The following is an 18300-nucleotide window of genomic DNA, read 5'->3' as shown; positions in this document are numbered from 1 at the left end:
GGTGGCGTCACCTTGGCAGAGAGGCGGGGGGTGCGGGGATGATGTCCTGGGGCGGGTTTACGCCGTGGCTGTTTTCCGCCAGGGCGCCGTCGGAACGGAGCCTTGGGGAGGGACGTCACCGCATGCTGGCTGCGATAGGTCTGGACGAGCTGCACGAGTCGGCGTACCGCGCGCTGGTGGCGGTGGGCGCCGCCGACGTGCCCGATCTCGCGCGGCGGCTCTCGCTGGGCGAACCGGATACGGTGCGCGCCCTGCGCCGCCTGGAGCTGCACGGCCTCGCGGCTCAGGCGTCCGGCAAGGCGGGCCGGTGGGTGGCGGCCCCGCCCGGCGTCGCACTCGGCGCGCTCCTGACCCAGCAGCGGCACGAACTGGAGAAGGCCGAGCTCGCCGCGAAGCTCCTTGCCGAGGAGTACCGCGCGCAGGCGGCCGAGCCCACGGTGCACGACCTGGTCGAGGTGGTCACCGGCGCGGGCGCGGTCTCGCAGCGCTTCCTCCAGCTCCAGCTGGGCGCGAGCCACGAGGTGTGCGCCCTGGTGACCGGCAACCCGGTGGCCGTGACCGGCATGGAGAACGACGCGGAGGAGCAGGCGGCGGGCCGTGGCGTCACCTATCGCGTGGTGGTCGAACGCTCCGTCCTCGCCCTGCCCACCGGCCTCATCGAACTGTCGACGGCGATCGGCCGCAACGAACAGGTGCGCGTCGTGGACCGCGTCCCGACGAAGCTGGTGATCGCCGACGGATCACTCGCGATGGTGCCGCTGACCTCGCGCAGGGCGGAGCCCGCCGCGCTCGTGGTGCACGCGAGCGGCCTGCTCGAATCCCTGACGGGGCTCTTCGAGGCTGTATGGCGGGACGCGCTGCCGCTGCGGCTCGGCGAGGGCGGCCACTCGGTCACCGAGGACGCCCCCGAGGGCCCGGACGGCGCGGACCTGGAGATCCTTTCGCTGCTGCTCGCGGGCCTGACGGACGCGAGCGTCGCCAAACAGCTCGACCTGGGCCTTCGGACGGTGCAGCGCCGGGTCAAGCGCCTGATGGAGCTGACGGGCGTGACGACACGGCTGCAGCTGGGCTGGCACGCGTACGAGCGGGGCTGGGTGGCGCGGTAGGCCCCCGCCGCTTGTGCGACCTGCGGTTTTCTCCCGTTTCCGGCACGCTTGACAGATGGGAGCCTGGGAACTCCTGCTGGTCGGAGTGGTACTGCTGCTCGGACTCTGCGGAGTGCTTGTGCCCGGCGTGCCGGGGCCGTGGCTGGTGTGGGCCGCGGTTCTGTGGTGGGCGCTGAAGGACCCGGAGCCGGTCGCCTGGTGGGTCCTGGTCGGCGCGTCCGTGGTGCTCCTCGTCGCACAGGGCATCCGATGGCTGCTGCCCCCGCGCCGCTTCCGGCAGAGCGGTGCCACACGCCGGACGGCCGTGTACGCGGGGGCCGGGGCCCTGGTCGGGTTCTGCGTGCTGCCGGTGATCGGGTCGCTGCCGGGGTTCATCGGAGGGATCTACCTGGGCGAGCGGCTGCGGCTCGGCGGCCACGGGGAGGCGGCGACGGCGACGAGAACGGCCATGCGGGCGGGCGGGTGGAGTGTGCTGACCGAGTTGTTCGCGTGCTTGCTGATTGCGGGGGCGTGGGTGGGGGCTGTGATCTGGGGCTGAGTACATACACAGCACCTGTTCATGTAGGTAAACCGCCATCGGATCTATCCCGACTCATTGACGAGCAGCGAGGTAAAGCTCCGATGACTCGCGACGCATACCTTGGGAGACGCGATGCCAGAACCGTCCAGAAGAACCGTGCTAGCCACCGGATCAGCGGTCGGCGGCGCGCTGATGGCCGGTGGCCTGCCCGCGCAGGCCACCGCGGCGCCCCGGCAGGCGACGGAGGTGAGCACGCCGGGTGACCCCTGGCGCACTGTCCTCGACGACGCCGATCTGGTCTGGCAGAAGCTCCCGAAGACCTGGTACGAGGGCCCATTCCTCGGCAACGGTTTCCTCGGCTCGGGGATCTACGCGGAACCGAGCACGCAGCCGGGCGGCGCGACCACGGCACTGCGCTTCAACGTTCAGCACTCCGAGGTGCAAGACCTCCCCCAAGCTCTTAAGGAGCAGGGGGGACCCCCATCTCCCGAGGTCGGAAACCTCACTTGGGCGCTGCACAACGTCTGGCTGAGCTACCGCCACACCATGGACGAGTCGATCCTGCGGGACGTTCTCTTCCCGCTGCTGCGAAAGGCGGTCAACTACTACCTGCACTTCCTGGAGCCGGGCGCGGACGGCAAGCTGCACCTGCCGGCGACCTACTCCCCCGAGTACGGGGGCAATTCGCGCGACTGCAACTACGACTTGATGCTGCTGAAGTGGGGCTGCCGAACACTGCTGGAGGTGTTCGAACTCCTGGGAATGGACGATGATTTGGCGCCGCGCTGGAGGGAGGTCGTCGGCAGGCTGACCGCGTATCCGACCGACGCGAACGGCTACATGATCGGCGCGGACATCCCCTTCGCGAAGTCGCACCGCCACTACTCCCACATGCTCGCGGTGTACCCGCTGTACGAGGTGACGGGCCGCACGGCGGAGGAACGCGCCCTGATCGAGAGGTCGTTGGCGCACTGGGTGGGCTTCGAGGGAGCCCTCCAGGGCTACACATTCACGGGCGCCGCTTCGATGTCCGCGCTGCTCGGCAAGGGCGAGGACGCGCTGAAGTACCTGGGCCAGCTTATGAGCAGGTTCATCCAGCCCAACACCATGTACAAGGAGTCGGGCCCGGTCATCGAGACCCCGCTCTCCGCCGCGCAGTCCCTGCACGACATGGTCTGCCAGTCCTGGGGCGACGTCATCAGCGTCTTCCCCGCGCTGCCGCCGGCGTGGGCTGACCTCACGGTGCACAACTTCCGTACGCAGGGGGCGTTCCTGCTCAGCGCGGTACGGGAGGGCGGGGTGACCCGGTGGGTGCGGGTCGTGAGCGAGGCGGGGGCGCCGTGTGTCGTGCGGCATGGCATCGCGGGGGCGGTCGAGGTGCGGGACGGGCGGGGGCGGTCTCTGCCGTACGAGGGTGAGGGGGGCGGCACCGTCAGGATCGCCCTCGGGCGGGGCGAGTCCGCGCTGATCACCGCCAAGGGTGACCGGCCCGATCTGCGGATCGCGCCGGTCGAGCCGAACGAGGAGGCGCCGCGCTGGGGCTTGCCCGCGGCTTAGGCTCGCGCCATGACCGAATTCAGCGAGGCCGAGCGGGCGTACCTCAAGTCCCAGCGTCTGGGCCGGATGGCCAGTGTCGACGCGACGGGGCAGCCGCAGGCGAACCCTGTCGGGTTCTTCCCGCAGGACGACGGGACGATCCTGATCGGGGGGTACGCGCTGGGCACCACCAAGAAGTGGAGAAATCTGCAGACGAATCCGAAGGTGTCGTTGGTCGTCGACGACATTGTGAGTGAGCGGCCGTGGAAGGTGCGGGGCGTCGATATCCGGGGGGACGCCGAACTCCTCACGGGGCCGCATGAGTTGGGCCCTCACTTCAGTGAGGAGCTGATTCGGATTCATCCTCGGCGGATCCATAGCTGGGGCTTGGAGGAGTAGTTTTCCCCAACCCCGCCCCTTCCCGACTGTGACATTTGCGGCTCCGCCGCGTGGCGTGCCTGCGCCCCGGGCCCCGACAAGATGGCCTCAAACGCCGGCCGGGCTATCTCTAGCCCGTCCGGCGTTTGAGGACGAACTCGGCGAAGCCGGTGATTGACGGCAACCAAGGCCCCCGAGAGGCCCCCGCGCCGAGCGGGTTTTCGGGAAGGGGCGGGGTTGGGGAAAAATCCCTACCCCGCCGCCAGCAAGTGCCGTACCCCATACGACCGCCACGGCCGCCACCCCTCAGACACACCCACCCCCGGCAACCCCACATCCGGATCCCCCAGCGCCCGCATCCGGACAACCGCCACGACCCCCGCATCCACCCCCTCCAAAGCCAACAGCCCGGCCTCCGCGTCCTCCCGATCCGCCCCCGCATCCAGCCGCACCCGCCCATCAGCCAACGCAGCAGCCAACTCCCCCAAGGCCCCCGGCTCCCCGGCAAGCGCCCCCGGCTCGGGGAACACATGGGTGAGCGTCCCGCACGGCGCGTCCAGCGCCTTCCCGTACCGCTCCACCAGCAGGGAAGCCTCCGCCCGCCCCACAAGCACCCGCACCGCGAACTCCTCGGGGTCGGCCGCGCCCGGCGACCGGAGGCCGGGCCGCGCCGCGACCAGCGGAGCCAGCCGCGCGTCCGCGCCGAGCCGCTCGTCCACGGCGTACGGATCCGCGTCGAGGTCGAAGAGACGGCGCAACCGCTGCACGGCGGTCGTGAGGTCACGGAGGTCCGTCAGATGGAGTCTGGCGTCCAGCCACCCACCGACCCCGTGGTCACTCTCCTCGACGGCCACGATCCCCGTGCCGTACGGCAGCCGCAACGTACGCCGGTACGTCCGCCCACCCCGCTCCCCGCTGACCTGCTCGACCCCGGCGACGGCCTCCTCGGAGAGGAGGTCGAAGACGGCGCCGGCCTGGTAGGCCCCCCGGTAGGCGAGCCGCAGCGGAACCCCGGCGGCCGGGGTCGCCCGCCCCGCACCTCCGCCACGCGGCGCGGCGGCCCGCAGCGCGGTGGGCGTCAGGGCGTACACGGCCCGGATCGTGTCGTTGAACTGGCGCACGCTGGCAAACCCCGATGCGAACGCGATCTCCGTGATCGGCAGAGCCGTGGTCTGCAGCAACACCCGTGCGGTGTGCGCCCGTTGGGCCCGGGCCAGGGCGACGGGCCCGGCACCCAGCTCGGCGGTGAGCTGCCGCTGGACCTGCCGGGAGCTGTAGCCGAGCCGCACGGCGAGCCCGGAGACGCCCTCGCGGTCGACGACACCGTCACCGATCATGCGCATGGCGCGCCCTACGACGTCCGCGCGTACGTTCCACTCCGCGGACCCCGGCACGGCGTCCGGGCGGCAGCGTCGGCAGGCCCGGAATCCGGAGCCCTGGGCTGCGGCCGCGGTGGTGTAGTAGCGGACGTTCTGACGCTTCGGGGTGACGGCGGGGCAGCTGGGCCGGCAGTAGATGCCGGTGGTCTCGACGGCGAAGAAGAACTCCCCGTCGAAGCGAGCATCGCGGCTGCGAACCGCCTCGTACCTGGTCTCTTCATCGATCACGCCTTCTAGTGTGCGACGTCGAGAGCACTTCGGCTGGCGGAATTCGGACACCGCGTTGGGGGCGGCAGGACGCCGCCCGGAACGCGGGCGTCGCGGCGGCTGCCGCGCCCCGGGCCAGGTGCCAGGTCGCGCGGAACCCTCGGCCGGGCCGAGATCACCCCTGACGCGAGCCCGAAGTTCACCGCCACGAGCTGCTCCGGCACAAGAGCGGGAGCGGGAGCAGGGCGCCAGAAGGGCCGGGGTTCCGCGGTGCCGCGTGCTCGCGAGGCCTCGGTCTTCGCGGGGCAAGGGTGCCCGCGAAGCACCCCGCACCCGCCGTCCCCCAAGGACGTCGCTCGGCACACGGCAGGCAGCGGCCGGTGCTGCCGCTGCTCACAGCGGCCAGGTGACGGACCGCGAAAGGTCCTCGCTCGGGGCAGGGCCGCCCGTGGCAGGGCGCGATCTTCACCGCCACGAGCCGCTCCGGCACAGGAGCAGCGTTGGGGGTGGCAAGGCGCCGCCCCCGGCCAGGTGACGAGACGCGCGGGACCCTGAGCCGGGCCGAGATCACCCCTGACGCGAGCCCGAAGTTCACCGCCGCGAGCCGCTCCGGTGCAAGAGCGGGAGCGGGAGCAGGGCGCCAGAAGCGCCGGGGTTCCGCGGTGCCGCGTGCTCGCGAGGCCTCGGTCTTCGCGGGGCAAGGGTGCCCGCGAAGCACCCTGCACCCCGCCGTCCCCCAAGGACGTCGCTCGGCACGCGGCAGGCAGCGGCCGGTGCTGCGGCTGCTCACAGCGGCCAGGTGACGGACCGCGAAAGGTCCTCGCTCGGGGCAGGGCCGCCCGTGGCAGGGCGCGATCTTCACCGCCACGAGCCGCTCCGGCACAGGAGCAGCGTTGGGGGTGGCAAGGCGCCGCCCCCGGCCAGGTGACGAGACGCGCGGGACCCTGAGCCGGGCCGAGATCACCCCTGACACGAGCACGAAGTTCACCGCCACGAGCAGCTCCGGCACAAGAGCGGGAGCGGGAGCAGGGCGCCAGAAGGGCCGGGGTCCCGCGGTGTCGCGTGCTCGCGGGGCCTCGGTCTTCGCGGGGCAAGGGTGTCCGCGAAGCACCCCGTACCCCGCCGTCCCCCAAGGACGTCGCTCGGCACGCGGCAGGCAGCGGGCCGGTGCTGCGGCTGCTCACAGCGGCCAGGTGACGGACCGCGAAAGGTCCTCGCTCGGGGCAGGGCCGCCCGTGGCAGGGCGCGATCTTCGCCGTCCTGAGCCGCTCCGGCACATGAGTACGCGCGGGACGCGCGGTGCGGGAGCGCCCGAAGCATCCCGCACCGCGCCGCTCCCCCCTTAGCGGATGCGGCCCCGCTTGGCCTCCATCGCCGCCTTCCCCTCCGCCCCCCGCAGTTTCCACATGCGGCGCATGTCCGCCCGGAGCTTTGCGTCCGTCTTGGCGACGATGCGTTGGTTCTCTCGGATCAGCTTGCGGTAGCTGTCGAGGCGGCGGGGCGGGAGCGTGCCGTCCTCCACTGCCGCGAGTACCGCACAGCCGGGCTCGGCGGTGTGGGCGCAGTCGTGGAAGCGGCAGTCGGCCGCCAGTTCCTCGATCTCGGCGAAGACCTGGCCGACGCCCGTCCCCGCGTCGAAGAGGCCGACGCCCCGCAGTCCCGGCGTATCGATGAGGACGCCACCGGCGGGGAGCACGAGGAGGTTGCGGGTCGTCGTGGTGTGGCGGCCCTTGCCGTCCACGTCACGGGCGGCGTTGACGTGCATGACGTCCTCGCCGACCAGCGCGTTGGCCAGCGTCGACTTGCCCGCTCCGGACTGGCCGAGCAGGACGGACGTGCCCCCGGCGACGACGGCGCACAGGATGTCGACGCCTTCCCCGGTCGTGGCGCTGACCGGGAGCACCTGGACGCCGGGGGCCGACGTCTCGACGTCCTCGACCAGGTAGGACAGGCCCGTGGCGTCCGGGACCAGGTCGGCCTTGGTGAGGACGACCAGCGGATGGGCCCCGGACTCCCAGGCCAGGGCGAGGAACCGTTCGATCCGGCCGAGGTCGAGCTCGACGGCGAGCGAGACCGCGATGATCGCGTGGTCGACGTTGGCCGCGAGGATCTGCCCCTCGGACCGTTTCGAGGAAGTGGAGCGCACGAAGGCCGTGCGGCGCGGCAGCAGCGTACGGACGTAGCGCGGATCGCCGCCCTCGGGGTCGACGGCTGCCCAGTCCCCCGTGCATACGACCTTCATCGGGTCGCGGGGCACGACGAACTCGGTGTCGGCACGGACCGTGCCGACGGGGGTGGCGAGGTCGCACTGGCCGCGGTCGACGCGCAGGACACGGCCGGGCAGCAGACCCTGCGCCGCGTACGGGGTGAACTCGGCTTCCCAGTCCTCGTCCCAGCCGTAGGGGGCGAGGGGGTGCGAGGACGGAGCGGAAGACTGCGGGGTCGCAGAGGAAGACAAGGGGTGACCCTTCACAAGGGTGGCCCCGGCGCACGCGCGCACTGGCGCGTGGAAGAAGAGGAAGGTCAGCCGGTGGCCACGGAGGTGGAATGAACGGACTTCTCGATGCGGGCAGCGCCCATCTCAACGACAGCCATCGGTCACACCTCCTGGATCACACTCAACCGGCGCCGGCAGCCAGCCGGAAGCCGGCCGCCGGACGAACAGAAGGAACCCTAGCTTCGGGCTCAGGCGGAGCGCCAGCTCTTTTCCCGCCCGGCGGGAGCGGGCCGGTCGGCGGCCGCCGCGCGGGCCCGGCGCACGGCGGACAGCGGCGTGGGCGCGAGCGTCTTGCGCAAGTTGGTCCGCATCGTCGACGCGGCGTCGAGCACGTAGTTCTGCCGGACCTTCCAGGGGCCGCGGTCGCCCTGCCGGGGGAAGGCGTCGATGGAGCGCTGGACGTATCCGGAGGCGAGGTCGAGCAGCGGGCGTTCGCTGAGGGTGCTCGTCGGCCTCGGCTCCACCGCCGCGTAGTCGTTCTCGCGCATGTGGTTGAGCACCTTGCACACGAGCCGGGAGGTGAGGTCGGCGCGCAGCGTCCAGGACGCGTTGGTGTAGCCGATGCACACGGCGAAGTTCGGTACGCCCGTCATCATCGCGCCGCGCCACACGAACTGCTTGTCCAGTCGCACCTGTTGGCCGTCGACGCGCGGGGTGATGCCGCCGAAGGCGAGGAGTTGGAGTCCGGTGGCGGTCACGACGACGTCGGCCTCCAGGACGCGGCCGGACCTGAGCCGGACGCCCTCGGGGACGAAGCGGTCGATGTGGTCGGTGACGATCTCGGCGTCACCCGCCTTCAGTGCCTCGAAGAGGTCGGCGTCGGGCACCGCGCACAGCCGCTGGTCCCAGGGGTCGTAGGACGGCGTGAGGTGGTCGGCGACCAGCTGGTCGTCCTTGACGATGCGCTTGTTGAGGCCGGTGAGCAGCTTCCGCGCGGCCTTCGGGCTGCGGCGGCAGAACTGGTAGAGGCCGATGGTGAAGAGGATGTTCTTCGTCCGCACGACGCGGTGGGCGACGCGCGGGGGCAGTACGGCGCGGATGCCGTCGGCCAGCCTGTCGCGCGAGGGCAGCGAGCCGATCCAGGTCGGGCTGCGCTGCAGCATGGTGACGTGCGCGGCGCTCTGCGCCATCGCGGGCACCAGCGTGACGGCGGTGGCGCCGCTGCCGATGACGACCACGCGCTTGCCCGCGTGGTCCAGGTCCTCGGGCCAGAACTGGGGGTGCACGACCGTGCCGGTGAAGGAGTCGACGCCCGCGAACTCGGGGGCGTGGCCCTGGTCGTAGTTGTAGTAGCCCGCGCAGGAGTACAGGAAGTCGCAGGTGACGGTGGTCAGGGTGCGGCTGCCGTCCTGGTCGGTGCGCTCAAGGGTCACCGTCCAGCGTGCCGTGGCGGTGGACCAGTCGGCGCCGACGACCTTGGTCCCGTAGCGGATCCGGCGGTCGATGCCGAACTCCGCCGCCGTCTCCTTGATGTAGCTCAGGATGGACCGGCCGTCGGCGAGCACCTTCGAGTCGCGCCAGGGCTTGAAGGCGTAGCCGAGGGTGAACATGTCGGAGTCCGAGCGCACACCCGGGTAGCGGAACAGGTCCCACGTCCCGCCCATGGACTGCCGCGCCTCGATGATCGCGTACGAACGCTCGGGGCACTCGGTCTGCAGCCGGTAGGCGGCGCCGACGCCGGAGAGACCGGCGCCCACGATCACGACATCGATGTGCTCGGCCGGGATGCCGGGCTCGGCGGCGCCGGGCCCAGCGGCGCCTTCCGGGCCCTCGGTCCTTGAGTCTGCGGAGTACGTCATTCCTTCAGTGTCCGGAAGCACACGCGGCAGGAATTGACCCGGGACGACAGATCTTTGACCCTGGACGACATGTCCGTGATCAGATCGGCGGGGCTGCGTGGTTTCCGCGCCACGGTGGCGGAGCTCGGCGGCGACGCCGAGGCGTACGCGCGGCAGGCGGGTGTTCCCGCGGGCGCTCTCGACGGGGACGACCTCCTGGTGCCCGAGGAGGCGATGGCCACGGTACTGGAGCTGGCCGCCGGGGATCTCGGCTGTCCTGATCTCGGCCTGCGCATCGCGGCCCGGCAGGACTTGGGCATGCTCGGCGCCCTCGCTCTCGCCATCCAGAACTCCGCCACGCTCGGGGACGCCCTGGAGTGCACGACGCGCTATCTGTTCGTCCACGCGCGTTCGCTGAGCCTGAGCCTGGAGCCTGACCCGTACGGAACTCCCGGGGTGGCCGCCCTGCGCTACGGCGTGCGCGAGGGGGTGGCGGCACCGCCGCAGGGCATCGACCTCTCCCTGGGGTTCATGCACCGGGCGATCGTCTACCTGGTCGGTCCGTACGGCCTCGGCTCGGTCGAGCTGCCGCATCCACTGCTGGCTCCGCTCTCGGTGTACGAGGACTTCTTCGGCGTACCAGTGAAGGCGGACCGCCCGGCGGCGCTGCTGCGTGTCCCCCTCAGCCTGGCCGACCGGCCGCTCGACGGCGGCAACGCGCATCTGCGCCGCCTGGCCCTCGCCTACCTCGACGAGCAACTGCCCAGCGAGCGTTCGGACATCGTCACCGGTGTGCGCGCCGTCGTCGGGCGTTCGCTCGGCACATCGCCGCCCGGCATCGGCACGGTCGCGCACCTTCTGAACGTCCATCCGCGGACCCTGCAACGCCGGTTGCGCGCCGCGGGCACGACGTTCGCCGAGGTCGTCGACGAGGAACGGCGCGAGGCGGCACACCGCTACCTCACCGGCACCGCCCTCCCCCTGGGCCAGGTCGCCCTGCTCCTCGGCCTCTCCGAGCAGTCGGCCCTGAACCGCTGCTGCCGCCGCTGGTGGGGCGCGACGCCCCGAGCGGTGCGGGCGCGCGGCTACGGGGCCGCCGGGCCGCCGGTCTCCTGAAGCAGCCGCGTACGGAAGAGGTCGAGGACCTCGTCGAGCGCGGCCCTCGTCGGCTGGCCCGGTTCGTCGATGAGGTGCTCGGTCAGGACGGAGTGCGGCGGCAGGACGCCCTCGGGGCTCGCGTCGCTGTCATCGAGTTCGACGGCGGTGAAGGCGTCGCCGAGCCTGCGGCGCAGGAAGGCGAACCGGTCGCCGGGGACCAGCCGGTCGCCGCTGAACCGCGTCCCGAGGACCCGCAGCCCGTCCCGCTCGCAGCGGCCCTTGACGACGGCGAGTTCCTCGTCCGAGATGTCGATGGTGCCCGCACGGCGGGCGTTGACGGCCAGCGGGAGCGAGGGCTGGGAGAGGACCGGGGCGAGCAGCCGGTCGTCCGTGGCCATCGCCAGGGCGAAGCCACCGGTGAGGCACATGCCGACGGCTCCCACGCCGGGGCCGCCGCAGCGCTTGTGCTCGTGTGCGGCCAGGGCGCGCAGCCAGGTCACGACGCGCGAGCTGCGGCCGGTGGCGAGCAGGGTGAACTCCCGGCTCACGCACACCTTCAGCATGGACGACGCCGTGTAGAGACCCGACTTCAGCGAGCCGTGGGCCCGGGGATGGGCGTCCCTGCCCGGGGTCCCGAAGAGGACGGGGAGCACGGCGGTGCATCCGATGGCGGCCACTTTCTCGGCGAACGCGAGGACCTTGGGCGTGATGCCCGGTATCTCCGCGATCACGATGACGGCGGGGCCTTCGCCGCGCCGCAGGACCTTGCGGGTGGTGCCCTCGTGCGTGAACCGGCTCCGCGTGAATCCCGTCAGGTCATGGTCGGCCACTGCTGATCGTCCTCCAACTCGACTTCTGCCGACCGGAGTTGACGCGTAAAGGATCTCGCGGCCGAGGCTTGTTGGACGGAACGTACAACAAGGGTGCCGTGCGGGCCTACCCTCCCCAACCGTACGGGCCTACCCTCCAGTAGAAGATCCGGCCGCAACCGCGCCGCGCCGTCGCGGCCGACCCCTCATGCTGGCGGGGTGGGACTCAACCCGGCCGAAGCGGCGATCACCGGCATGACCCTGGGCGCCGTCGCGTCCTTCTCCGGCGCCTGGCTCACCCAGCACGCCACGGACAGGCGCGAGCGCGAGAACCGCGTGTGGTCGCGGTGCATGGATGTCTACGAGGAAGCCATGATCGCCGTGCACCGGGTCGGCGCCCTGCGCGCGCAGTTGTCGGACACGGGAGACTGGCCGGACGGCACCGGTGCGGCGGTGAGCGACGTCCATGTCCTCGCGGCCCGGCTGGAGATATACGCCACGACTCCCGTCCTCGACGCGCACTGGGCCGCCTTCCAGGCGATGCGGGCGTGGATCGACGCGTGGCACGACTGGGACAACCAGGAGGGGACCAATCCCCGGGTGAGTCAAACGGACCCGCTGTGGCGGGAATTCACCGAGCGCGTCAAGGAATCAGAGGATTCCGACCATCTGCTCCTGGGCATCCTGCGCGAGGAGGTGCACGGAAGGCGGAAACAAAGAAGACCTTGGTGGAAGTGGCGCCCTTTCCGGCGCCCGGACACGGAGGGATCTCCTCAACTCAGGCCCTGAGAAGGTTTCTTGTGCGGTAGCTGCCGTCCTGGAACCGATCGTGGCTACCATTGCATATTCACGGCGCAAGAGCGGCCGGCCTCCGCAGGGCAGTTGCTCTCTCCTGGGATCGGACGGGGGAACGAACCCATGACGCATCACGAGCCGCACCAGAAGCACTTGATCCAGATATTCCGGAACAACGATCGCATCGGTTCCGGTGTGCGCCTCACCAGGCACTTCGCCCTGACTGCCGCGCACTGCCTGGGAGATGACAAAGAGAAGCGCATGCGACCGCTTCTCCTGCGGCTTCCGAACGGCAGGCGCCTGGAGGGCGAGGTCCAGCAATTCGATCTCCTCTCCGACATGGCTCTCGTGAAGATCGTGTTCCAGAAAGGCGAAAAGGTTCCGCTCCCCGGCATCCACTTCGATGTCGCCCGCGAAGGAGAAGTGTGGACGGCGGCCCGCAGGCCGTCGGGCAACGGCAGGCTGCGGGGAACCGTGAGCCACGTATCGGTCATCTACCAGAGCACGGGCGAGCAGGCCGTCAACTGCCACCGGCTGCGGCACGACGGTTCCTGCGACGACGTACGGAAGTTCGCCGGCAGTCCCGTCGACCGCGGTGAGCCCGATCGCGGCCGCCCCGCGGCCGTCCTCGGGCTCCTCGTCGCACGGCCCGCCACCACGGACGCTCCGGAGGACACGCTGTTCGCCGGCACGATCGACGAGGCGGTGCGCCGATTCGACACCTTCAAGTTCCACCACGAACCACGACAGCCGCTGTCCGACTCCGAACGCATCTACGAAGTGCGCCAGGACCACGAGGCGGAAGCACTGGCCCGCAAGGACCGCACGGTGCCGGCCGGACTGGCCGCCGTGACCAGCTATGTGAACCTGCGCTGGCACCGGCCCCGGCCGTGACGAGCATGCCGCACACCCTTGCGGCCCGTCTCCTGGAGGGGACATGACGACGATCGCGAACGTCAGCGAGGCGCTGGCGACTGCGGAGGACGCCCTTGAGGCGCACGGTACGGACCGGTCCGATCTGAAGGAATCGCTCGCGGGTTACGTGGATCGCCTCACCAACCCGGAAGCGCCCTACGCACTCTTACGGCCCCACGCCCGCCAGCACATCAATCTCGCGCAGCTGCTCCTCGCGCTCGACATGAGGGAACGCTCGCACGCTCTCGCCGCGGTGACCCTGCGCCACATGGAGCTGGCCGAAGCCGACCAGGAGCTGTTCGCGGCCGACACCTGGAACGAACTCGGCTCACTGCTCGCGGAGCACGACGATCTCGACCGGGCCCGCATGGTCCTCAACTACGCCCTCAACCGCGCGCAGCGCGCCGCCGCACCCGAACTGGCCCGGATACTGGCCAACTTGAGCGCGGTGAGCCTGCGGGCCGGGCATCTGGAGGACGCCAAGATCTGGGCGCAGAAGGCGGTCACCATCCTTGGCAGGTACTACGGCGGCGACCCGGAGGCGCGGCTCACCGCCGACTGGGTGCGGGTCGAAGTGGCCTCGATCCGGCGGGACACCGCCGAACTGACCCGCACGCTGGGCGACTTCGCCGCCTCCGTCGACTGGTTCACGAGCTTCAAGGACGACGACGATCCGAAGGCCGTCGCGGCGCGCTCGGCGCTGGCCCAGGCGAAGTTCCAGGCCGCCAAGGCGGTGCAGGACGAGGAGCGGATCGAGGCGGAGTTGGGCGAGTTGGAGATCGCCCACTTACGCGCGGCCGCGCTCCTCGGCGCCGATCACCAGGAGACGCTGGTCGCCCAAGCGGCGCTTGCCACGGCGGAGTTCGACGCGGCCGACGGCACGGCGTTCTGCGCCACGCGCAGGCATCAGGCCGTGACCCTGCTCGACTCGGCCACCGCGACGGCGGCGCGGACCCTGGGCCGTGACCACTCCCAGACGCTCGCCCTGCGTGCGGCGCTCGCGGACATGCGGGGTGCCACCGCACCGTCGGACGAACTCCCTTATCTCATCGAGCATGTCTACACGCCCCAGGAGAACAGCGCCCGCAACAAAGCGAAGGGCGACGCCCTGCGGCACGAGCGCAATGTGATCAGGCTGGTCGCGCACGCGGGTGCGTCGTTCTTCCTGAAGGATCTGAAGCTGTTCCATCCGCAGGTCATTCACGCCCTGAATCAGGGCAGTTACTTCTACGCCATCATCAGCAGCCCCTGGAACAACCTCGGCATTTTCACCAAGCACGACGCGACGGCCGAGCGCCCCAACTCCCACAACATCGTGGACATCATCGCGGCGAGTGACTACTACTCGAAGACTTTCCTGCACGTGATAGACGCCTACCGCACACTGCGCGACACATATCACGACCGTATCGAATTGCGGCTCACGCACATCGACATCCCCGGCTCGACCCTGCTCACCACGGACCGCGGATTCTTCGAGCCTTACATCACGTCCAATCCGGAACGCAGGACCCGCCGAAAGCTCAATGTCCTCGAGGTGGAGTTCCACAAGGACAGCAGGTACTACTCCGACAGCCGGGCCGAGTTCGACATCCAGTGGGAACTGGCAAGCACCCTGGACCAGTTCGAGGCGAGCGAGGACCAGCACAAGACGGCGCTACGGGACGCTGTGCGCGCCCAGTCCGACGACCGGTTCAAGGGAGATGGAGAGCCCCGCCCCTGATGCTGCGGAGCACCCCGGCCGAGCCGACGAACAGCGGGTCGGGCAGTGCGTCCAGGTGCCAGAACTCCCAGCGCAGGCACCGCTCGGGCTCCAGGACCCGCGGCTCGCCGGTGAAGTCGAGGATCTCCACGCCGACCTGCATGTGGTGATTGGCCGCCGGGTCGGGATCGGTGACGCACGCGACGCGCGTGCCGATCGCGCGCAGGCCCGTCTCCTCCGCCAGCTCACGGCAGGCGGCGCCGGCCAGGGACTCGCCCACTTCGAGATGGCCGCCGGGCAGGCCCCAGGTGCCGTCGCCGAAGGTGTTGGCTCGCAGGCCGAGCAGCACGCGGCCGCCCGCGCGGACGATCGCCTGGACCCCTACGCGTACTTGTGTCGTCATCGCGGGCTCCTCATGCGTTCCTGGTCCGGGTGTAAGTGCCGGTGAAGTTCTCGGCGTTCCTGGCCCCCTCGACCGGAGCGGGCCGCACGGCGGGGCCCTCCGCGAGGCGGTCGAAGAAGTTACCGATCCGCCGCTCGCCGCCCCCGTCGATGACGACGACCTCGCAGTCCGGGTCGATGAAGAAGTAGCTGCCCGTGCGGGTGCGGTTGCGGTACACCCGCAGGGCCACACCGCGCTCGCGGGCGGCCTCCCCGCACCGGTGGACCACGTCCTCGAACTCTTCGTCGCCCAGTGAGAGCCAACTCCTGTTGTCCGCCCCGTAGTTGGTCTCCGACATCTGGTAGACCTTCCACACGTCGGGCAGACAGGCGTCCTCGATGAGGTTCAGCACGCCGGGCGCGCCCCCGACGTTCAGCCTGGTGACGACGGTGCCGAGCTTCACCCCGACGTGCCGGTGGTTCTTGCGCACCTCTTTGAGCAGCGCGAGCATCTTCTCGCGGTGCGGCGCGACCCCGGTGCGCAGCGCGCGATGCTCCGCCGCGTCCGCGGACTCCAGAGGCAGTGCGATCCAGGAGAGGTGGGGCAGCACGCGCTGCATCGCGCGCAGAGGCGCGAGGCCGTTGGTGCTCAGGACCACTTTCGCCGAGCGACCGTCCGCCTGGGGTTCGCGCAGTGTCCGCGCGAGTTCCGCGAGATAGGAGAGCAAGGTCGGCTCACCCCCGGAGATGACGACGCCACGCACGCCCCCGTCCTTCAGCGCGGACGCGACCCGCAGTGCGGTGTTCCTGGGCATGGAGGGGACCTCGTGCCGCGGACCGAAGCAAAAGGGACAGTCGAGGTTACATCGCCCAATGGGTCGCATATCGACGAAGGCGGGGATGAGCATGGGGGGACCTTAGCGATACCTGGGGCCTGTTTTCGCCAAACCCCTAAGCGTCGCACACCGAACACCTGCCCTCAGGGCACCCCCAACAAGCGCACCCTGAGCGGAGGGAGCGATTCTGGCCAGATTCACGCACCGTAACGGGCGTTTTCTGGCTTGTCTTGTCGTGGACCAACTAGATGCCCCAGGCATCCAATGGAAGAGGTAAGAGGAACCCCTCCGCTTGTGAGGTAAGTCCATGACGGAATCACTCGCGACCGAACCCATCGCGCCCGAACCGGTCGCCCGCGAACCCATCGCCTTCCCGCAGGACCGCACCTGCCCCTACCACCCGCCGGAGTCGTACGAGCCGCTCCGCGACGCCCGGCCGCTCTCCCGGGTCCGCCTTTTCGACGGACGCTCCGTCTGGGTCGTCACCGGGCAGGGAACCGCCCGTGACCTGCTCGTCGACCCACGTCTTTCCACCGACCGCGAGAACGAGGCGTTCCCCGCGCCGACCGAACGCTTCGCGAAGGTACGCAACCGGCGAGTCGCCCTGCTCGGCGTCGACGACCCCCTGCACAACACTCAGCGCCGCATGCTGATCCCCAGCTTCTCGGTCAGGCGGATCGCCGCGCTGCGGCCCCGGATCCAGGAAACGGTCGACCGGCTCCTGGACGCCATGGAGGCACAGGGGCCGCCCGCCGAGCTGGTCGGCGCGTTCGCGCTGCCGGTTCCGTCCATGGTGATCTGCGCCCTGCTCGGCGTGCCCTACGCCGACCACGAGTTCTTCGAGGAGCAGTCGCGCCGCCTGCTGCGCGGCCCCCACGCCGAGGACACGGAGCGGGCGCGGGACGAACTGGACGCCTACTTCCACGCGTTGATCGAGCGGAAACGGCGTGAGCCGGGCGACGGGATGCTCGACGAACTGATCCACCGGCAGCTCTCCGAGGGTGCGCTCGAACGCGAGGAACTGGTCAGCCTGGCGACGATCCTGCTGGTCGCCGGGCACGAGACCACGGCGAACATGATCTCCCTGGGGACGTTCACGCTCCTTCAGCACCCCGAGCAGCTCGCCGAACTGCGCGCCGAACTGCGAGACGACGGGGCGCTGATGCCCGCTGCCGTCGAGGAGTTGCTGCGTTTCCTGTCCATCGCGGACGGCCTGCTGCGGGTGGCGAAGGAGGACATCGACATCGCGGGAAGCACCATCCGTGCGGACGACGGCGTCATCTTTTCCACCTCCCTCATCAACCGCGACGGCACGGCCTACGAGACGCCGGAGGAACTGGACTTCCACCGTGCCGACCGCCACCATCTCGCCTTCGGATACGGCGTTCACCAGTGCCTCGGCCAGAACCTCGCCCGCGCCGAGATCGAGATCGCCCTGCGGTCGCTCTTCGACCGGATGCCGGAGCTTCGCCTCGCGGTGCCCGCACGGGAGATTCCCTTCAAGCCGGGCGACACGATCCAGGGGATGCTCGAACTCCCCGTCACCTGGTAGGAGATGGGCGGAGGATGAGCGTGAAGGTCCATGTGGACAAGGAGCGGTGTGTGGGCGCGGGGATGTGCGCGCTCACCGCCCCGGGCGTTTTCACCCAGGACGACGACGGCTTCAGCGAGGTGCTCCCCGGCCGCGATGACGGCGGCGGCGACCCCCTGGTGCGCGAGGCCGTGCGGGCCTGCCCGGTGCGGGCGGTCACCGTCGACGACTCCTGACTGGGCGGGCCGCCCCCGGGCCGGGACCGGCTCAGTGGCCCCGCTGCCAGGCGGCGAGGTCCTTGCGGCGTACGGAGCGGAGCCCGGCGATATCCGTGTCGTAGAGCTCGCCCGTCCAGCTCTTGCGCACCGAGTTGTCCGTGCTGCCGCCGAAGTTCTCCCGCAGCCAGTACCACGGCTGCAGCGGCAGCCAGCACAGACCGGCGAGCCAGCGGTGCACGGCGCGGACCGGCCCGGGGCGGCCCCCGTCGGCGGCGCGCATCACGCGGACGCCGAACAACAGCTTCCCCACACTGCCGCGGAACAGCAGCGTCAGGACGCACTGGTTGGTGAAGGACACCGCCGGTACGAGGGCGTACAGAGTCCACCACGGGCTGGACTCCGGGGTCAGGCCGGCGATCCCCAGCGCGCCGTACAGGGCGACGGCCAGGTCGACGATCACGGCCAAGAAGCGGCGCGCGTCCCCGGCACGTCGCGGCAGCCGACCGGGGTGCCGCGTGGGTGGCATCTGCACGCCGTAAGGCGCCTGCGGCTGAGCGTATTGCTGGTACTGGTACTGCCCCCGTGGATCACTCATGGCGGCATCATGCCTCACA

Annotated in this window: 16 protein-coding genes and 1 pseudogene; 10 read left to right on the top strand and 7 right to left on the bottom strand. The window is 70.5% G+C overall.

Annotated elements, in window-relative coordinates; genetic code table 11:
- Window positions 1-122: 122 nt before the first annotated feature.
- The 4 genes and pseudogenes from ACWGI2_RS01835 (at window position 123) to ACWGI2_RS01820 (ending at window position 3561) form a co-directional block, all read left to right on the top strand.
- Window positions 123-1106 carry a helix-turn-helix transcriptional regulator gene (locus ACWGI2_RS01835; protein WP_160507889.1) on the top strand — a complete coding sequence of 328 codons (984 nt, stop codon included), beginning with the start codon at window positions 123-125 and terminating at the stop codon, window positions 1104-1106.
- 55 nt (window positions 1107-1161) lie between these two features.
- A complete protein-coding gene (locus ACWGI2_RS01830; RefSeq protein ID WP_453693086.1) occupies window positions 1162-1644 on the top strand; it encodes a DUF456 domain-containing protein in 483 nt (160 codons plus the stop codon).
- A 459-nt stretch (window positions 1645-2103) separates the two neighbouring features.
- Window positions 2104-3183 (top strand): annotated as a pseudogene (locus tag ACWGI2_RS01825) (glycosyl hydrolase family 95 catalytic domain-containing protein); the annotation flags it as partial.
- A gap of 9 nt (window positions 3184-3192) precedes the next feature.
- Window positions 3193-3561: a PPOX class F420-dependent oxidoreductase gene (locus ACWGI2_RS01820; RefSeq protein WP_453693084.1), complete on the top strand. Its 369-nt coding sequence runs from the start codon at window positions 3193-3195 to the stop codon at window positions 3559-3561.
- Between the two features lie 230 nt (window positions 3562-3791).
- Here the strand turns inward: ACWGI2_RS01820 and ACWGI2_RS01815 are convergent, their stop codons facing one another.
- The 3 genes from ACWGI2_RS01815 to ACWGI2_RS01805 form a co-directional block, all read right to left on the bottom strand.
- Window positions 3792-5144: an AlkA N-terminal domain-containing protein gene (locus tag ACWGI2_RS01815; RefSeq protein ID WP_453694623.1), complete on the bottom strand. Its 1353-nt coding sequence runs from the start codon at window positions 5142-5144 to the stop codon at window positions 3792-3794.
- Between the two features lie 1324 nt (window positions 5145-6468).
- Entirely contained in the window at window positions 6469-7584 is a 1116-nt protein-coding gene (gene rsgA / locus ACWGI2_RS01810) for a ribosome small subunit-dependent GTPase A (RefSeq protein ID WP_453693083.1), read from the bottom strand.
- 227 nt (window positions 7585-7811) lie between these two features.
- A complete protein-coding gene (locus ACWGI2_RS01805; protein WP_453693081.1) occupies window positions 7812-9422 on the bottom strand; it encodes a flavin-containing monooxygenase in 1611 nt (536 codons plus the stop codon).
- 69 nt (window positions 9423-9491) lie between these two features.
- Between ACWGI2_RS01805 and ACWGI2_RS01800 the strand changes: the two genes are divergently transcribed.
- Window positions 9492-10517 carry an AraC family transcriptional regulator gene (locus tag ACWGI2_RS01800; protein WP_453693079.1) on the top strand — a complete coding sequence of 342 codons (1026 nt, stop codon included), beginning with the start codon at window positions 9492-9494 and terminating at the stop codon, window positions 10515-10517.
- On the opposite strand, the gene ACWGI2_RS01795 is transcribed toward ACWGI2_RS01800, so the two are convergent.
- Entirely contained in the window at window positions 10487-11329 is an 843-nt protein-coding gene (locus tag ACWGI2_RS01795) for a dienelactone hydrolase family protein (RefSeq protein ID WP_453693077.1), read from the bottom strand. The genes ACWGI2_RS01800 and ACWGI2_RS01795 overlap by 31 nt on opposite strands.
- A gap of 198 nt (window positions 11330-11527) precedes the next feature.
- Here ACWGI2_RS01795 and ACWGI2_RS01790 point away from each other — a divergent pair, with 198 nt between their 5' ends.
- The 3 genes from ACWGI2_RS01790 to ACWGI2_RS01780 all read left to right on the top strand — a co-directional run bounded on the left by ACWGI2_RS01790 (window position 11528) and on the right by ACWGI2_RS01780 (window position 14741).
- The gene (locus ACWGI2_RS01790; protein WP_453693075.1) at window positions 11528-12097 is read left to right on the top strand and encodes a hypothetical protein; all 570 of its coding nucleotides are present in this window, start codon (window positions 11528-11530) and stop codon (window positions 12095-12097) included.
- A 129-nt stretch (window positions 12098-12226) separates the two neighbouring features.
- Window positions 12227-12997, top strand: a complete 771-nt coding sequence (locus ACWGI2_RS01785; RefSeq protein WP_453394094.1) for a S1 family peptidase — start codon at window positions 12227-12229, stop codon at window positions 12995-12997.
- A gap of 43 nt (window positions 12998-13040) precedes the next feature.
- Window positions 13041-14741: a hypothetical protein gene (locus ACWGI2_RS01780; protein WP_453693073.1), complete on the top strand. Its 1701-nt coding sequence runs from the start codon at window positions 13041-13043 to the stop codon at window positions 14739-14741.
- Here the strand turns inward: ACWGI2_RS01780 and ACWGI2_RS01775 are convergent.
- Both ACWGI2_RS01775 and ACWGI2_RS01770 read right to left on the bottom strand, forming a co-directional pair.
- On the bottom strand, window positions 14713-15123 hold the full coding sequence (locus ACWGI2_RS01775; RefSeq protein ID WP_453693071.1) for a nucleotide triphosphate diphosphatase NUDT15: 411 nt from the start codon (window positions 15121-15123) through the stop codon (window positions 14713-14715). The genes ACWGI2_RS01780 and ACWGI2_RS01775 overlap by 29 nt on opposite strands.
- A 10-nt stretch (window positions 15124-15133) precedes the next feature.
- Window positions 15134-15985 carry a radical SAM protein gene (locus ACWGI2_RS01770; RefSeq protein WP_453694622.1) on the bottom strand — a complete coding sequence of 284 codons (852 nt, stop codon included), beginning with the start codon at window positions 15983-15985 and terminating at the stop codon, window positions 15134-15136.
- 259 nt (window positions 15986-16244) lie between these two features.
- On the opposite strand from ACWGI2_RS01770, the gene ACWGI2_RS01765 reads away from it, so the two are divergent.
- Both ACWGI2_RS01765 and ACWGI2_RS01760 read left to right on the top strand, forming a co-directional pair.
- Window positions 16245-17489 (top strand): cytochrome P450, encoded by a 1245-nt coding sequence (locus ACWGI2_RS01765; protein WP_453693069.1) that lies wholly within the window; start codon window positions 16245-16247, stop codon window positions 17487-17489.
- A gap of 14 nt (window positions 17490-17503) precedes the next feature.
- Window positions 17504-17704 carry a ferredoxin gene (locus ACWGI2_RS01760; protein ID WP_453693067.1) on the top strand — a complete coding sequence of 67 codons (201 nt, stop codon included), beginning with the start codon at window positions 17504-17506 and terminating at the stop codon, window positions 17702-17704.
- A 31-nt stretch (window positions 17705-17735) separates the two neighbouring features.
- Here the strand turns inward: ACWGI2_RS01760 and ACWGI2_RS01755 are convergent, their stop codons facing one another.
- Window positions 17736-18281: an RDD family protein gene (locus ACWGI2_RS01755; protein WP_453693065.1), complete on the bottom strand. Its 546-nt coding sequence runs from the start codon at window positions 18279-18281 to the stop codon at window positions 17736-17738.
- Window positions 18282-18300: the final 19 nt, after the last annotated feature.

This window comes from Streptomyces sp. NPDC054866 (assembly GCF_053610745.1).
The sequence above is the reverse complement of the archived record's forward strand: the minus strand, read 5'-3'. Positions and strand labels throughout refer to the sequence as shown.

Coding starts and splice junctions, on each gene's coding strand:
- ACWGI2_RS01835 (WP_160507889.1), top strand. CDS start 123: ATGCTGGCTGCGATAGGTCTGGACGAGCTGCACGAGTCGGCGTACCGC.
- ACWGI2_RS01830 (WP_453693086.1), top strand. CDS start 1,162: ATGGGAGCCTGGGAACTCCTGCTGGTCGGAGTGGTACTGCTGCTCGGA.
- ACWGI2_RS01820 (WP_453693084.1), top strand. CDS start 3,193: ATGACCGAATTCAGCGAGGCCGAGCGGGCGTACCTCAAGTCCCAGCGT.
- ACWGI2_RS01805 (WP_453693081.1), bottom strand. CDS start 9,422: ATGACGTACTCCGCAGACTCAAGGACCGAGGGCCCGGAAGGCGCCGCT.
- ACWGI2_RS01800 (WP_453693079.1), top strand. CDS start 9,492: ATGTCCGTGATCAGATCGGCGGGGCTGCGTGGTTTCCGCGCCACGGTG.
- ACWGI2_RS01785 (WP_453394094.1), top strand. CDS start 12,227: ATGACGCATCACGAGCCGCACCAGAAGCACTTGATCCAGATATTCCGG.
- ACWGI2_RS01780 (WP_453693073.1), top strand. CDS start 13,041: ATGACGACGATCGCGAACGTCAGCGAGGCGCTGGCGACTGCGGAGGAC.
- ACWGI2_RS01775 (WP_453693071.1), bottom strand. CDS start 15,123: ATGACGACACAAGTACGCGTAGGGGTCCAGGCGATCGTCCGCGCGGGC.
- ACWGI2_RS01770 (WP_453694622.1), bottom strand. CDS start 15,985: ATGCGACCCATTGGGCGATGTAACCTCGACTGTCCCTTTTGCTTCGGT.
- ACWGI2_RS01765 (WP_453693069.1), top strand. CDS start 16,245: ATGACGGAATCACTCGCGACCGAACCCATCGCGCCCGAACCGGTCGCC.
- ACWGI2_RS01760 (WP_453693067.1), top strand. CDS start 17,504: ATGAGCGTGAAGGTCCATGTGGACAAGGAGCGGTGTGTGGGCGCGGGG.
- ACWGI2_RS01755 (WP_453693065.1), bottom strand. CDS start 18,281: ATGAGTGATCCACGGGGGCAGTACCAGTACCAGCAATACGCTCAGCCG.